Annotated in this window: 20 protein-coding genes and 1 tRNA gene; 14 read left to right on the forward strand and 7 right to left on the reverse strand. The window is 57.4% G+C overall.

Features of this window, described 5'->3' with window-relative positions; translation table 11 throughout:
- Positions 1-12 precede the first annotated feature (12 nt).
- Positions 13-89, forward strand: a tRNA-Pro gene (locus H7F11_RS05900).
- A gap of 13 nt (positions 90-102) precedes the next feature.
- Here the strand turns inward: H7F11_RS05900 and H7F11_RS05905 are convergent.
- The 5 genes from H7F11_RS05905 to H7F11_RS05925 all read right to left on the reverse strand — a co-directional run bounded on the left by H7F11_RS05905 (position 103) and on the right by H7F11_RS05925 (position 3,024).
- Positions 103-1,092 carry a tyrosine-type recombinase/integrase gene (locus H7F11_RS05905; RefSeq protein WP_193651673.1) on the reverse strand — a complete coding sequence of 330 codons (990 nt, stop codon included), beginning with the start codon at positions 1,090-1,092 and terminating at the stop codon, positions 103-105.
- A gap of 28 nt (positions 1,093-1,120) precedes the next feature.
- Positions 1,121-1,360 (reverse strand): DUF4224 domain-containing protein, encoded by a 240-nt coding sequence (locus tag H7F11_RS17215; RefSeq protein ID WP_077273075.1) that lies wholly within the window; start codon positions 1,358-1,360, stop codon positions 1,121-1,123.
- A 92-nt stretch (positions 1,361-1,452) separates the two neighbouring features.
- A complete protein-coding gene (locus H7F11_RS05915; RefSeq protein WP_010641747.1) occupies positions 1,453-1,713 on the reverse strand; it encodes a hypothetical protein in 261 nt (86 codons plus the stop codon).
- Positions 1,714-1,912: 199 nt separating this feature from the next.
- Positions 1,913-2,146, reverse strand: coding sequence for a hypothetical protein (locus H7F11_RS05920; RefSeq protein WP_010641749.1), 234 nt, complete (start codon positions 2,144-2,146; stop codon positions 1,913-1,915).
- Between the two features lie 113 nt (positions 2,147-2,259).
- Positions 2,260-3,024 (reverse strand): helix-turn-helix transcriptional regulator, encoded by a 765-nt coding sequence (locus tag H7F11_RS05925; protein ID WP_193651674.1) that lies wholly within the window; start codon positions 3,022-3,024, stop codon positions 2,260-2,262.
- Positions 3,025-3,105: 81 nt separating this feature from the next.
- Here H7F11_RS05925 and H7F11_RS05930 point away from each other — a divergent pair, with 81 nt between their 5' ends.
- The 5 genes from H7F11_RS05930 (at position 3,106) to H7F11_RS05950 (ending at position 6,706) form a co-directional block, all read left to right on the forward strand.
- The gene (locus H7F11_RS05930) at positions 3,106-3,330 is read left to right on the forward strand and encodes a transcriptional regulator (RefSeq protein WP_081576713.1); all 225 of its coding nucleotides are present in this window, start codon (positions 3,106-3,108) and stop codon (positions 3,328-3,330) included.
- Positions 3,331-3,447: 117 nt separating this feature from the next.
- Positions 3,448-4,449, forward strand: coding sequence for a YdaU family protein (locus tag H7F11_RS05935; RefSeq protein ID WP_227485301.1), 1,002 nt, complete (start codon positions 3,448-3,450; stop codon positions 4,447-4,449).
- A 10-nt stretch (positions 4,450-4,459) separates the two neighbouring features.
- A complete protein-coding gene (locus tag H7F11_RS05940) occupies positions 4,460-5,314 on the forward strand; it encodes an ATP-binding protein (protein ID WP_193651676.1) in 855 nt (284 codons plus the stop codon).
- Positions 5,311-5,889, forward strand: a complete 579-nt coding sequence (locus H7F11_RS05945; RefSeq protein ID WP_227485302.1) for a hypothetical protein — start codon at positions 5,311-5,313, stop codon at positions 5,887-5,889. Before H7F11_RS05940 ends, H7F11_RS05945 begins: the two co-directional genes overlap by 4 nt.
- Before the next feature lie 253 nt (positions 5,890-6,142).
- The gene (locus H7F11_RS05950) at positions 6,143-6,706 is read left to right on the forward strand and encodes a DUF2062 domain-containing protein (protein WP_193651677.1); all 564 of its coding nucleotides are present in this window, start codon (positions 6,143-6,145) and stop codon (positions 6,704-6,706) included.
- 142 nt (positions 6,707-6,848) lie between these two features.
- On the opposite strand, the gene H7F11_RS05955 is transcribed toward H7F11_RS05950, so the two are convergent.
- Entirely contained in the window at positions 6,849-7,079 is a 231-nt protein-coding gene (locus tag H7F11_RS05955) for a hypothetical protein (protein ID WP_193651678.1), read from the reverse strand.
- 432 nt (positions 7,080-7,511) lie between these two features.
- Here H7F11_RS05955 and H7F11_RS05960 point away from each other — a divergent pair, with 432 nt between their 5' ends.
- From H7F11_RS05960 to H7F11_RS05980, 5 genes are all read left to right on the forward strand, one after another.
- Positions 7,512-7,793 (forward strand): BrnT family toxin, encoded by a 282-nt coding sequence (locus H7F11_RS05960; protein ID WP_193651679.1) that lies wholly within the window; start codon positions 7,512-7,514, stop codon positions 7,791-7,793.
- Entirely contained in the window at positions 7,777-8,034 is a 258-nt protein-coding gene (locus H7F11_RS05965; protein ID WP_010641624.1) for a CopG family antitoxin, read from the forward strand. Before H7F11_RS05960 ends, H7F11_RS05965 begins: the two co-directional genes overlap by 17 nt.
- 210 nt (positions 8,035-8,244) lie before the next feature.
- Positions 8,245-8,913 (forward strand): type IV secretion system protein, encoded by a 669-nt coding sequence (locus tag H7F11_RS05970; protein ID WP_193651680.1) that lies wholly within the window; start codon positions 8,245-8,247, stop codon positions 8,911-8,913.
- A 12-nt stretch (positions 8,914-8,925) separates the two neighbouring features.
- The gene (locus tag H7F11_RS05975; protein ID WP_193651681.1) at positions 8,926-10,056 is read left to right on the forward strand and encodes a TrbG/VirB9 family P-type conjugative transfer protein; all 1,131 of its coding nucleotides are present in this window, start codon (positions 8,926-8,928) and stop codon (positions 10,054-10,056) included.
- 1 nt (position 10,057) lies between these two features.
- Complete coding sequence (locus tag H7F11_RS05980; protein WP_193651682.1) at positions 10,058-11,041, forward strand: TrbG/VirB9 family P-type conjugative transfer protein; 984 nt, start codon at positions 10,058-10,060, stop codon at positions 11,039-11,041.
- Here H7F11_RS05980 and H7F11_RS16700 read toward each other — a convergent pair.
- On the reverse strand, positions 10,999-11,475 hold the full coding sequence (locus tag H7F11_RS16700; RefSeq protein ID WP_227485303.1) for a hypothetical protein: 477 nt from the start codon (positions 11,473-11,475) through the stop codon (positions 10,999-11,001). The genes H7F11_RS05980 and H7F11_RS16700 overlap by 43 nt on opposite strands.
- A 195-nt stretch (positions 11,476-11,670) precedes the next feature.
- On the opposite strand from H7F11_RS16700, the gene H7F11_RS16705 reads away from it, so the two are divergent.
- The 3 genes from H7F11_RS16705 (at position 11,671) to H7F11_RS05995 (ending at position 13,329) form a co-directional block, all read left to right on the forward strand.
- The gene (locus tag H7F11_RS16705) at positions 11,671-12,402 is read left to right on the forward strand and encodes a TrbI/VirB10 family protein (RefSeq protein ID WP_227485304.1); all 732 of its coding nucleotides are present in this window, start codon (positions 11,671-11,673) and stop codon (positions 12,400-12,402) included.
- Positions 12,403-12,484: 82 nt separating this feature from the next.
- Positions 12,485-12,715 carry a hypothetical protein gene (locus H7F11_RS05990; RefSeq protein WP_227485305.1) on the forward strand — a complete coding sequence of 77 codons (231 nt, stop codon included), beginning with the start codon at positions 12,485-12,487 and terminating at the stop codon, positions 12,713-12,715.
- Positions 12,712-13,329: a lytic transglycosylase domain-containing protein gene (locus H7F11_RS05995; RefSeq protein WP_193651685.1), complete on the forward strand. Its 618-nt coding sequence runs from the start codon at positions 12,712-12,714 to the stop codon at positions 13,327-13,329. Before H7F11_RS05990 ends, H7F11_RS05995 begins: the two co-directional genes overlap by 4 nt.
- Positions 13,330-13,333 lie beyond the last annotated feature (4 nt).

Genomic DNA, 13,333 nt, shown 5'->3' on the forward strand with positions numbered 1-13,333 from the left:
TAGCGGCTCTTGCGGGGCGTAGCGCAGCCTGGTAGCGCACCTGAATGGGGTTCAGGTGGTCGGAGGTTCAAATCCTCTCGCCCCGACCAATAAATCAAAGGGTTAGGATGCATCTTCCTGATTTCTTTTTCTACAATCACCGCCTTTTTCTACAATCCTGCTCAGTGGGGTGATCCGCTCCGCTTCTCTGGCTCTGATATATGCCTCAGTCATATCGCCGCTGGCATGGCCGGCCAGGGCTTGCGCGTAGTCTCTTCCAGCGACCCGCTTGGCGTCAGTAAGCGCCTTGGCTCGTATGTCATGAAAGTGAATATCCTCCACGCCAGATTTGGCCACAATACGTCGCCAGGCACTGTTCCAACCGCTCACACTATAGGGTTGCCCATCTCGTGTGCAGAAGAAGTAGAGCGACCCTACCCTGCGGCGCAAACTCCTGGAACGTGCAACCACCTCGTCCAATGCATTGGTAATGATGAAGTCCATCTTTTTCCCGGTCTTGCCCTGACTGATAAGTAAAGAGTCACCGTTGATATCCGAAAATCGAAGCCTCATGATATCGCCACGTCGCATGGCGGTGAGGTAGGCGATATCAATGATGCACTGCCACTGGCTATCTGCATGTGACCTGATAAGGTCGAGCTCCTGGTCAGTGATGTAGCGGTCCCGTGGTTTTTCCTTGTTTCGCCTGACACCTTTGGTTGGATTGTGTTCACACCAGCCCCATCGAATGGCAAAGGAGAAGACCGTTGAAAGAAGGGCCATCTCGCGATTGGCTGCAACAGGTGATGGATGCTGGTCCAGATAAGCGGCGATATCCATACCTCTCACCTCGACGATCTGCATGTGCCCAAACACGGAGCGCAGCCGCGCGGATTGACGGATGTATTCCTTTCTGGTGGACTCTGCGAGCTTGGATAGCTCCGTACCGATATAGCGATCTATGGCCTGTCCCATCGTGGAGCCGGAGGCATTATGTCCTTCCATCTCGGCCCACTTGGCAACGGCCTCAGGATAATTATCTGCGAGCCTGGTCCACTGGCGCTTTCCGGCGACGAGCGTGACGTAATAGTATACCTTGCCTTTCTGGTGCATCCTTGGCGGTAGGTTATGGTGTGACGATCTATGCCGTCCCATGTTGTCGTGTCTCCTGCTTCAGAACATCCAGTCTCGGCCCATTACGTCTGGGCATTGCCCCTGATCCAACGAGATGACGTTCGACCTCTGCCCAAAGTACCACTGGTCGCCCGGTTGCCGCCACTTCATGCCTGTAACCATGGTCACATAGCCATCTGACCTGCCCAGGCTTGGTCTTCAGTCCTGTGAGGCTATATAGATCTTCCGGCGTTAGAAAAGTAGCCATGATTCCAAAATCCAGTCTGCCACGCGGAAGCTCCCGCCGTTATTGCGCGTGATTCGGCGAGAGGGCTCTTTTAGGGGTAGGGCGCTCATGGATCAGCTCCCAAAATGGACTGCCAGCGGGGCCTGTGCCTGATACCTTCCCGCAGCGTTTTCCCAAACTTCGGAAGGTGTTGGCGTAGAATCTTCCGGAGAGTATCCGAAAGCAATGATGGCACCAATGGCCGTCTCGAACCCCAAGTAAATACCTGTTACTGAAGTTGTCCCTTCGGATTGAAGCCCTGTTATGGGTAGCCGGGTGCCGTTGGGCCGGATGAGTATGCCAAGACGTGAGGCGTCCTTTGCGATCTGGATCATGATGCCACCTCGTTCCAGAGTACAACAGAGCACCACCGTGAGGGGGTGTCACCACGCGCGTCTCTCCCGATGCGGCCTGGCACCCGAAACAGAAAGGACCCTCTCGGTGCACACAGGAGTATCCGGCTAAGCAGCAACTCCAAACGGCTCCGTTGCTTTGGGCCCTTCCTTGTGACTATGAACAGGCGGGTGCGCTGCATCAGAGCACCACCTTCTGCACCGTGCCGGCGCGTGAGATCATGGCCATGAGGTCGACAATGGGTGTGGAGCGATCGAAGAGGAAAGTCAGTACAGCGCCGTCGCGGTAGGCGACGGAAACCGGTGCGTGTTTCTGAGTAAATCTGAGAGGGATTAGGTGCAGTGGGACAACCCCGTCCGCATTGGGGTGAAACCCCTGCCTGATTGGTTCATCATCAAGCGTGGTTCTTTGCATGGCTGCTGGTCTCCATGATGCCGCGAGGGAAGGGCGGCTTCGATGAAGAAATTATAACCGCAAAGGTTACAATGTCAACATAATGGTTATAACAACGATAGGTACCTAATCCATCACCTCATCGGTCTGCCGCCACTACGCTCCAAGTAGCCTCCCCAGATCTCCACGGAATCTAAGCGGTTCTCAGGGACTGAAAAAGGAGCGTATACCGGGTCCTGGTTGATGGAGCTAACCCGCAATGATCCGTCCGGGAGCCGGTGAACCATTTTAACCATTACTTCAGCGTCTACGCGCAGGACAAAAGTACACAATCGTGGATCTGTCACGCCCGGTCCGGGCGGAACGCGCCGGCGGGTGTCTACAACAATCCAGTCATTGTCAAAAATGAAGGGGCTCATGCTTTCCCCTCGCACCCGGTACGCCTTGCACGCGTTCAGCACACAACGTCTAGTCACAAAGAAATCAGCGTCGTATAGTCTCAACTTCTTTTCTGGTGCATCAGTGACAACTAGCCGATTACCCGCTCCAACTTCCAGTAATACGGCCTCTATGGCGGCATAACCATCCGGCACTGGTTCCTCGCCTGGATACCACGCACTGACATCCACACTTTCAGTCACACCAGACTTTTCCAACTGGCTGTGAATGCCCTGTCCTCCAAGTGCATCAAGGGTCTCAGCAGGAACTCCCAGTATATTGGATAACCTGACCAGCTCCTTTCTGGGAACCCCGCGTTCCTCCCAGTGTTGATAGTTCTGTGCATCTTTGAGCTGGAGAACATCTAGCGCATAGCGGCGCTTGGATAAGCCGCGTTTCTGCCTGTCCGATTCCAGCATGGCAATAGCAATTGTAGATCCTGTAGGTTTTCGGTTTTTCATGCGTTGATTGTTCCCCTTAGCTCACAAGCAGGGAAGCACCGCTGTGTTGACAGTGTCACCATTGTGGTTATACTTTGCCTCATGAATGGACTTGACCGTGCAGTGTCACATTTTGGCTCCCAGTCATCGCTCGCGCGCACGCTAGGAGTTTGCCCTATGGCAGTTAGCCACTGGCGGCGTCGAGGAGTTCCCCTCGCCCGCGCCATCGCCATCGAGCGCGCCACCGCCGGCGTTGTCACCCGTGCCGAACTCCGGCCCGACATTTTCGGCCCCTTGGATGAGATCAGAGACCGGGGAGCCACATGAGACACCAATCGACTACTACGACTTCTATGCCAGGCAACGGGGGCACCCGGATTGCGTTTTCAGCCGCGCGATCATTCCTGGCGCCCATTCGCAGGGCTGAGAAGGCTGGAAGAGACCATGCCAATTCCAAATGACGCACAAGAACTGGATTGTTCAGCGCTTCCGCCCCCACCTGTATCAGCCGACATTGATCTGCGTTCCTATTGTTGGATGAAGCTGGACCTGAGCCGACTCCATTCCAGCGACTTCATCCACCTGGCCAGCAATGAGGAGTTCGGCGCAGCGGTAAAGCTGTGGACCGAATCCATGCGGCAGGTACCGGCTGGCAGTCTTCCCAACGATGACAGGATCCTGGCTTGCCTCGCTGGATATCGGGGTTCTCTCCGACGGTGGATGAAAGTCAAAACGATTGCATTGCATGGCTTCTCCCTTTGCTCCGATGGCCGCCTGTACCATCCCGTGCTTGCGGAAATGGTACTCGATGCCTGGGGTAACAAGACTCAACAGCCGACATCAAGCCCTTCGGACCCGCGCGCCAAGGATCGTGAGCGCCTTCGTCGCTGGCGGGCGGCACAAAGGGCCAAACAGGAAAGCGCTCAGTCTATCAGAACTGAGGAAGCACACTCTACCCAAGCCGATGAAACGATTGAAACGTCTCAAGGCCGTTTCACGGAAACGTTTCCAGAAACGGCTGAAACGTTTCATAGAAAAGAAGGAGAGGGAGAAAAGAGAGAGAGAAGAAACGTTGATAACGTTTCCGAAACGGCGGGTGAAACGTTTCAGGAAACGCCACCCACAGAGTCCTCTCCACCGCCGACCGCAACCCGCGAAGGCACATTATGCAAGAAACTACGGGCACTTGGTGTTCGTGCAGCCCCTCACATGGTCGTTGTGCAGGAGATGTGTGCACGCCATTCCGATGAGCACATTCTGGCTGCGGCGGAGATCGCCTTGGAGAAAAAAGGCGGCGGCATCCATGTCGGCTACATCTCTGCAATGCTGAAAGATCCTGGGAAATCTTCAGGGAAAGGAGGAAAGAGCCAGCCGGCAGCGGGGCCGCCCAACCGCTCTCTGCTGCCGCCCATCGCCGTTGCCAAATCTCATTATGTCAGACTGTAGGAGAGCCGCCATGGAAAAGAAGTCCGATATCCACCATCAGCCATCCGTCCCTGCGGGCGATGCTGCCAGGGATCTCCTTGCCAAATGGGGATTCGACTCTACCAATGAGGCGATCCTGCCCGACCGTCATCCCCAGTACCGCGAGTGCGCGCGCCATGGCCGCTATCCGATCTCCATGGTGGATGAGCGGGACGTCATCCGCTACCTGTCACCGGTCTGTCCGGTGTGCGCGGCGGAGCATGCCTCCCGCCGGCTCATGGAGAGCGCGGCCATCCCAAAGCGCTACCTTGACTGCGGCTTCGACAACTACGTGGTCGAGGTCCCGGGTCAGCAGACGGCCCTCGACGTCTGCCGGGACTACGCAGATCATTTCGAAGAGCGCGCCCAAAAGGGATCCTGCCTCATCCTCTGCGGGAATCCTGGCACGGGCAAGAACCACCTGGCGTCTGCCATCGCCCACGTGGTGCTGTCCAAAGGGTACAGCGTGCTCCAGGTCACGGCCTACGACATCATTGCCCGGATCCGCCAGACCTGGCAGCGGGGAATCGGCAACAGTACGGAGCTGGAGGTTATCCGTGGGTTTGCGGAAGTGGGTCTGCTCATTATCGACGAGATCGGGAAAACCTTCGGCAGCGATGGTGAGCGGGTGCATCTCTTCGAGGTGATCGATCACCGGTACCGCGACCTGAAGCCGACCCTTATCCTGTCCAACGAGAATATGGAGGGCGTGGAGAAATATCTGGGTCCGGCCGCCTTCGATCGGCTGTGTCAAAATGGCGGCCTGCTGCTCTTTGACTGGCAGAGCCATCGCCGGGGGAGGGGGTGCAAATCCGATACGGCTATCTGTCTGCGGGGTGAATCATGAACAGAAATCATGAGCAGCACCTGCTGATGGATCACTTCTCAGAAGGTCACCCCAAGCTGAACCCGCATCCCGTCCGCTCCGCTTGCGCCCGAAGCGCGACCAGAGACCTGGCATCCTACCTGATCGACCTTGGCCCATTCTTTTCAGAGCCAAAGCGATTTCTGGAAGACCTGCGCGGGAGTGACTTTGCGCCGAAGGGATACGACTGCAGCGCACAGGTGGCCATCCGCCTTATGCGCTGGTCGCAAAGCATCCAGTTGACCCCCCGACAAAATCACACGATGAACCAGATCATCTCTGAGGCCATTCGGCGTGGAGCCGCGATCATCGAATCCAAAATCAGGATGGCTGAATGGTCTATACCAGATCATCGCGACGATCATCACGATCTTGCCGTCACGGCGGCCACCAAGGCATTGCAGCACTTTACGGAGAAGCACGACCTGACAACGATGCCGCACCCCAATATGGCGATATTCGTTGACGTGCACACCCGGTTTGCTTCCCGTGATGCCATGGAAGATTTCATTTATCGAAAACGGCTCAATGCGGAATTCGTGTTGCCCCACTGTTAATCAGCGTCATCTTTTGCCATATGTCAGCATCATGCATTTACCATGCGACTTTGTTAAAAATGAATATTTAACCACTTGGATAGATTGACATATTTTGTGGAATACATGTCAGGTCAAGGGCAAAGCATTTTGACGCTGTTTTCTGCTAAAAACTGATAAATCTCAAGCGCTGTTTAACACCAAGGACGACCAGGATTTGGTTCCAGGCAAGTGCTTGGCTACACTAAGGCGAATATTGTTTTGGAAATTCCCATTGCGCCTACCCGCATTTGTCAGCCTTCCCACCCGTAAGGAAATCCTCAAAAAACGTCCCCTCGGACGTTTTACCCATTATCTGGCACGCCCGATGCTCTGGCACCCGCATCGCCATAGCGTCGCTCGTGCTGCCGCCATTGGGACTTTTATTGGAAGCCTGCCTTTTTTTGGGCAAGTGTTCAGCATCCTGTTGCTCAGTCTCTGGCGGCGGGCCTACATTCCGGTAGGGGTAGCAATGCCTTTCGTGGTCACGGGCCCTCTGACCATCATACCGTTTTTTTTCGCTTGTTATGAACTCGGTTTCTGGCTACTCACCCAGTTGGGCATCGCTCCTGCCATCACCATTCATTATCGTGATATTCATCAAATATTTCATGGTGATATTGGCATTCTGGCGATGGGTGACCGGCTCTGGCATGCCTATCTGGTTACCTGGATAGGCAGCCTGATACTGGGCACCGCCCTCGCTCTGCTCGCTTATTTTGGCATCATGCAGGGCTGGCGCATCTGGGTTATCTGGCGCATGTGCCGCAGACGGCTGCGTCAGACCAGAGCGCGGTAAAAACGAATGTTAACAATTTATTGTCTATTCAATTTTAAGTCTATTAATGTATTTCGTTACTTATATGGAGTTGGGTAGGGACAGGCCATTGTTGGACCATCCCCCCCTAAGAACCGTGCTTGAGACTTTCCCCTCACACGGCTCAAGCCTCTACTAAGACCCCTTTCAGAATCCGGTTGTTACCACTTCCAATTTCTGGCGATGAAGATGCCACCCGGTTTCCCGTGGGATTTTCTCCCCACATATCGCGCAATTGCCGTTCTGCTCTTTCCAATGACGCAGCAGCTTGTTCCTGCCCTTGAATTGTGTTCTTTGTTAGATGAGACTTTTGCACCAGAAGGGTGAATTTCTTGTCAAATCCAATCTGCCGCACGGTCCTTCCTCCCTTTGTCCTTAGCGTGTATTTATCTTGGTCGGCTCTTTGACCCTGACTCGTTTGCACGAATACCAGGTCATATAACCAAGAAACAGATTTTTCCGTTGTACGAAGGAGAAGCAACCATGCGCTGGAAATAATCTCTTGCGGCCGTACCAAGGCCGCAAGAGATAGGGACTCCCTTGGCTAATGTGGTGCCAAATTATTACTCAAAGCTTCGGGATGGCCCGGCCGATTTGCCTGATGCCTGATATTGGCAAATATTAACCCGTTCCCAATCTGGGCGCGAATGACCGCTTCCGCTGCGTTGCTGTCACTCCTGGCTGCAGGGCGAATGGCGGCAACGGAGCGGAAACCGCCCATTGGTGGTCAGATACCTGGGCAAATGGATGAGTTGCGTTTGTGTAGACGCACGCCTACACTTCTCTCATGGAGATAGTGGGCTTCGATTGGGATAGCGGCAACTGGCCGAAGTGCGGAAAGCATGGCGTTTCCCGCCAAGTGATAGAGCGATTGTTTCTCGAAGGAAGGGTGATGGTTGCTCCCGACCCGAAGCACTCCCTCCCGACAGAAAGTCGGCATATTGCGGTGGGCCGGGTCGATGGCAGGCCAATGTTCGTGGCGTTTGCCATCAGGGATGACCTCATTCGCCCGATCAGTGCCCGTTACATGCACGAGAAGGAGATTGCGAATTATGAAGCAGGTACCTAAGTTCAAGACTGATGCAGAGGCCGAAGCGTTCCTAGAGCAGGACCTGTCCGACCTCGACTTCCGGCAGTTCCAGCCAATGCGCTTCGAAATCGCGCCGAAAGACGCCGCCCTGAACATGCGGTTACCCGAAGCATTGCTGGAAGCCGTGAAGGCCAAAGCCAAAGCCAAGGGCGTGCCCTACACCCGCTACGTGCGCATGCTTCTGGAAGCCGATGTAGCTCGACCACGTCATCAGCAGTAGCCGAGTATTGTACCCACTCTCCAACGTAAGCAATGGACAGCTTCCGCTGCCCAGCCGTCGTTGAACCTTGATAGTCGCCAGTAGATGGATTGCTCTCATCCAGCAGAGGAAATCATTTGTAGGCTGGCATAAGGCGACGCCGCCTCCTGCCGGTTATCCCCCTAGCCCTCGATCTATACCCTCTCAGGAACCATCTGAGAGGGTATTTTCATGTCGAGCAATCCCGATTATCTGGCTGCCCGCCAGGAATGGCTTGAGCGCTACGGCTCCTACATCGCGCAGGCGAGAAACTGGCGCATCGCTGCCCTGTCGGCTATCGGCATTGCCGCCCTGTTTGGGGCGGGCATGGTGTTTGAGGCAGACCGTGTCCATGTGGTGCCCTATGTCGTCGAGGTGGACAAACTGGGAAAGGCTGTGGAACTGGCGCAGGCCGTGCGGGCTGGCTCTTTTGCCCAGCCGGTAGTGCAGCACATCGTTTCCCGCTTCACCTGGCTCGCTTTCACGCGCAGCCCGGACAAGTTTGTGCAGAAGCACTTCATCGATGAATCCTATCATTACATCGCATCGAGCGCGGAATCCTCGCTGGACGCCTTCTATGCGCAGCACAATCCCTACGCGGCCTATTCCAACAAGACGCAAGGCAACACGGTCACGATCCAGAGCGCCGTTCCCGTTGGGCAGGTAACGGGCAAGGGTGGCTCGTACATCGTCGATTTCCTGGTAAAGCGCTATGGCCCGCATGGCGGGGAGGATGGCGAGCAGAACTGGCAAGGCACGGTCACTTACGCGACGGTCCCGCCATCGAACAACCCCAATGTCCTGAAAGGCAATCCATTCGGCATCTACATCACGCACTTTGCATTCAGTCCCCAGGTGTAAGGAGAAGATGAGATGATAAATCGAACATGGCTTTCTTTGGGGCTCGCCGTCCTTCCTGGATTGGCGCTGGCCGGCGTGAATACTGGGCTCCCTGCGGTGAACCCGTTCAGTTCGCAGCAGGGAAGACCGCCAATACAGCCTGCAGGGGCGAAAACCGGTTCCGCCCATCCGTCCACGACATCATCCGCATCTGGCGGCACCACATCTGCGGGCCAGAAGGTCCCGGCCATCTCCCCGGAGGCCGCCGAGCGGATAGCGGCGGTGCAGGTGTGGCAACAGTCCATCGCCACGCCGCCCGAGGGCCCAGAAAGTGCTGCAACCAGAGCGCTGGCACGTCAGTCGCTTACGGCGTCCCAGGCAATGGATGACACTCTTCCGGTAATCAGTGGCGCGAACGGAACCGTCGACAGCCTGGCCGGTCGGCCCGTGCTGGTTTGCTCGCCGCTGCACACATGCATCATCGAGCTGCCCGACGGGATCAGGCCCGTGACGACCGTTGGCATCAGCAAGTCGGAATGGAATGTGCAGCAGGCGCTGGTTGGGAAACAGCCGGAAATCTTCCTGAGCCCGAAATTTACGGGTCTCCACCAAAACATCGTGGTAGCCGCAACCGACCAGGGCAGGCCCATCAACTATGAAATCCGTCTGGTCAGTGACGCAGTGCACTACATCCCCGCCCTAAAGATCGAGGATAGCGGGGGCGAGGTCCGTTCCTGGAAAACAGACTTGCCGTCAGCAGGCTCGCAGGCGGCTGCCTTGCAGACGGCAGACAACGCGCCAACGGATCCGTCGACTGCCGACCCTAAAGGCAATGTACTGCCTTTGCCCAATATCCGTCTCAATCACGTCAATCTTCGCTGGTCCATTCATTGCGGTGGCGGCGGATGGTTCCGTTCCAGCGACTGCAAGCCGATCCGTCCATTGCGCGTGTATGACGATGGGACCCATACCTTCATCGACATGCCCCAGGGGCTGGCGAGCCACGGAGGCTTTCCCATCCTGCAAGCCCGCAATGCCAGCGGACACCTGATCGGAGTCAATACCCAGATCCGGGGCAACACCTATGTTGTCGATTCAGTTCCTGCCGAGATCCTGTTACGGCTGGGTTCTGAGGTGGTCACCATCCAGCAGGAGGAGAGGTAACATGCGCTACGGGGCAAAAACGATGAAAAAACGGTCTGTATTGGTGATGGCCACGATTGCCATGGCAGCAAGTGTGCCCGCTTCTATGGCATCCACGGTGAAGGTGCCAGGAGTTGCCGGACAGTCCGCGCCAATTGCCGAGACGGTGAACACCGCCCAGATTTTTCGGCACAGTCTGAATATCCACTATGGCGAACCCATCCGGGCGGTGGAGCAACAATCGGTGCGGGCCTTTGCCCTGGGCACGCTCTCGCAGCTCCCCGTATTCACGCGCCCGGGCGGAGAGGTCATCGTGCCACTGGGGCAAGTCCTGCCGGTGCTTCAGACCGCCCCTGGCAATTTCTCCGTGGTCATTCTGGGGAAGGGCGTCAAGCCGGTCTCCCTGGTCGGCGCCCCACGCGCCGAGTGGGTCGTGAAGGAGACCGCAGCCGGCAGGCATCCCATTCTGGAAATCATGCCCCGCTTTGCCGGACTCAAAGGCAGTATCCAGATCGTCGCGACCAGCCCTCATGGCTATCCGTTGACGTACACCGTGGGCCTGGTCAGCGGTACCTCCCGGTTCACGCCGGTTCTGTCCTTCTATCGCGTCCCTCACGATCTCCCCCAATCCAGGGATGCGGGTACACGCAACCAGTACAGGCAGGCCACGGTCATCGCCCATGCTGCGCATGCCAATGCTCCACATGTAAATGCCACACATGCCGATCTCGACTGGAAAATGCAGTGTTTCACGGGCGACTGCAAGCCTGTCCAGCCGATCAGCGTGGTCAGCGACATCAAGGACAGGATGACCTATATCCGCCTGCCCACAGGGAAACCCCCGATGGTTCTGGTGCGCAACCAGGCTGGCAAATCCTTGCTGGTGGGCTACCGCATGGAAGGACACACGCTGGCCGTGGGGGCCGTCCCCTACCGTATCGATCTGCTCACGGGCAACTGGAATCACCTGGCCGAAATTCGCCTCACGAACGAGGCAGGAGCGTAGCCATGAAAAGCGGCAAAGAATTTTTCTCCGATTTGCTCCAGAAAAAGAAAGGGCTGCTCCCGGCGGGACAACAGCCCGCCGTGGATAGCCGCAAAGGCCCTGGCAGGCAACCAGGCCCACAAGCCAGTCAGCCCGGGATCGAGGTCAAGCCGGACAGGGACCGGATGGCGACGCGCATCAAACGGACGCCACTCTATATCGCAGCTGCGGTGGTCGGACTGGGCGCCTATGGCGGCTATGAGTATCTGCAAAATCACCCGATATTCGGGCACACCAGGCCGCAGGTGCAGGCCAAAACCATCCAGCCAGCGAGCGGGACTGGCGCACCGGTCGCCCCTGCGCACCGGAAGCAGGTCCACCAGCCCACTACGCCTGGAGGGGCGTCGGACGCGTCGGCAACTGCGGCCACGAACAGTGATGCTGAGCAGTCTCATCCAGCGAAGGCTCCAGCGTCCACAGCGCCCACAAAGAATCCCTACGCAACGCAGGACGCCGCCTTCGCGTCCGCCCTGGGTACGGGAAGCGTGGGGAGCGGAGCCGGTGAGGGCCTTGCTTGGAAAACGCCGGAATCAACGCCGTCTGCGAAGGCTCCGACAGTGCTCCCTACGGCCCTGCCGGACGCGGAGCAGATGGCGGCGAAGAAAACAAAGAAAAAGACCCCGCCGCCCCTGGTGACCCGGGAGATGAGCCCCTACGAGATTCTTTCCGGATCGGTCATTCCCGCCGTTTTGCAGACGGGCATCAAGAGCTATCTGCCGGGAGAGATCACGGCGGTGGTCAGCCAGAACGTCTATTCGTCCGTGAATGGGGCAACGCTCCTGATCCCTGCCGGCGCCAAATTGGTGGGCACCTATGACACACAGACGGCCCTGGGCATCAACCGGCTGGCCGTTGCCTGGACGCGCATCGAGTTTCCGAACGGTACCACCATGAACCTGCCGGGATACGAAGGGGCAGGCGGTGCTGGATACGCGGGCTTCGCCGGGGAGGTCAATGACCACACCTGGCTGATCTTCAGGAATGCGTTATTGATGTCGATCGTGGATGCCGGGATGGCGATTGCCTCTCCGTCCACGTCGACCAGTGTGACAGGCCAGATGTCCGGGAATGTGGCACTTCAGGACAGCGAGCAAGCACTGGCACAGACCTTTGGGGAAGCCGAATCCCAGCTGCTGGAAAAGTACATCGATATCGCACCCACGATTACCATTCCCACCGGCTATCTGTTCTCGGTGGTGGTGGCGCATGACATGATCTTCCCCGGCCCCTACGACCCGGCCATGCAGACGGGGTCGGCCATGATCGACCCGGCGCTTGGACCAAATCTCAATCCCTATGGGTTGCACCCTGCCAAGGGGTAAGGAGCGAAAAATGCGCGGAAGCATCATCATCCGGACAGAGCACGATTGCGCAGGGCTTTCGCCGGCAAGGCGAACAGCGATTGTGACACAGAAAGTGCGTTCCCTGTCCGATGAGGGCCTGCAGGATCTGGCCCGGCGGCGGGAGAAACAGCACCCGGGGCGCCACCTTCGCCCCATGTCGATCACCCTGCCTGCCGACGTGCTGGAGCGACTGCAAGGCTTTCAGGGAAGCAGATGGAGCGTCTCCGCGATGATCGATCGGATTCTGGAATCGGAAGATATCCGCCCAGCATCGTCACGGAGTGCGCGATGATTTTAGTCTCCCAGATCAGTGCGGAATGCGCCCCCATGGTCGCACCCTCGACGATGGCCGCCATTGTGCGGGTGGAGTCCGGGGGCAACCCGTTGGCGATGTGGAACAACAGTACGCGGAGCATGGTCATTCCCGGCAGTCGGGCTCAGGCCATCCGGTATTTGCGGCACGCCATGGCCGCAGGCCAGCGGGTCGACGTGGGGCTGGCCCAGGTGGATACCGGGAACTTCGCCGCCTTCGGGCTCACTCCCAGGACAGCCTTCAATGCCTGCGGTAACCTTCGGGCAGGCAGCGAGATCCTGCACATGGATTGGCAACAGGCGCTGGCCAGCGGCTACCGGGGCCAACAAGCGCTCTACCACGCCTTTGAAGCGTACAACTCTGGGCGGCTCTGGGGGGATGCCCAATACGCCAACCGGATACTGGGTGCCGCTGGAGCATTCGCGTCTGCCGGCCGCAAGCCTGCCGACTACGGCGGACTGCGCACCGTCTCCCAAGTCAACAAGGCACTACCGACCAATCCCTTTCCTCAATTCCGGTGGCTGGCAAAGCCTGCTCAGGCGGTAACGCCTGCACCCTCAGGTGACTCCCACTCCTGGCCGGTTCTCCCATAAGGAC

It is taken from the genome of Acidithiobacillus sp. HP-2 (genome assembly GCF_015100155.1).
GTDB lineage: Bacteria > Pseudomonadota > Gammaproteobacteria > Acidithiobacillales > Acidithiobacillaceae > Acidithiobacillus.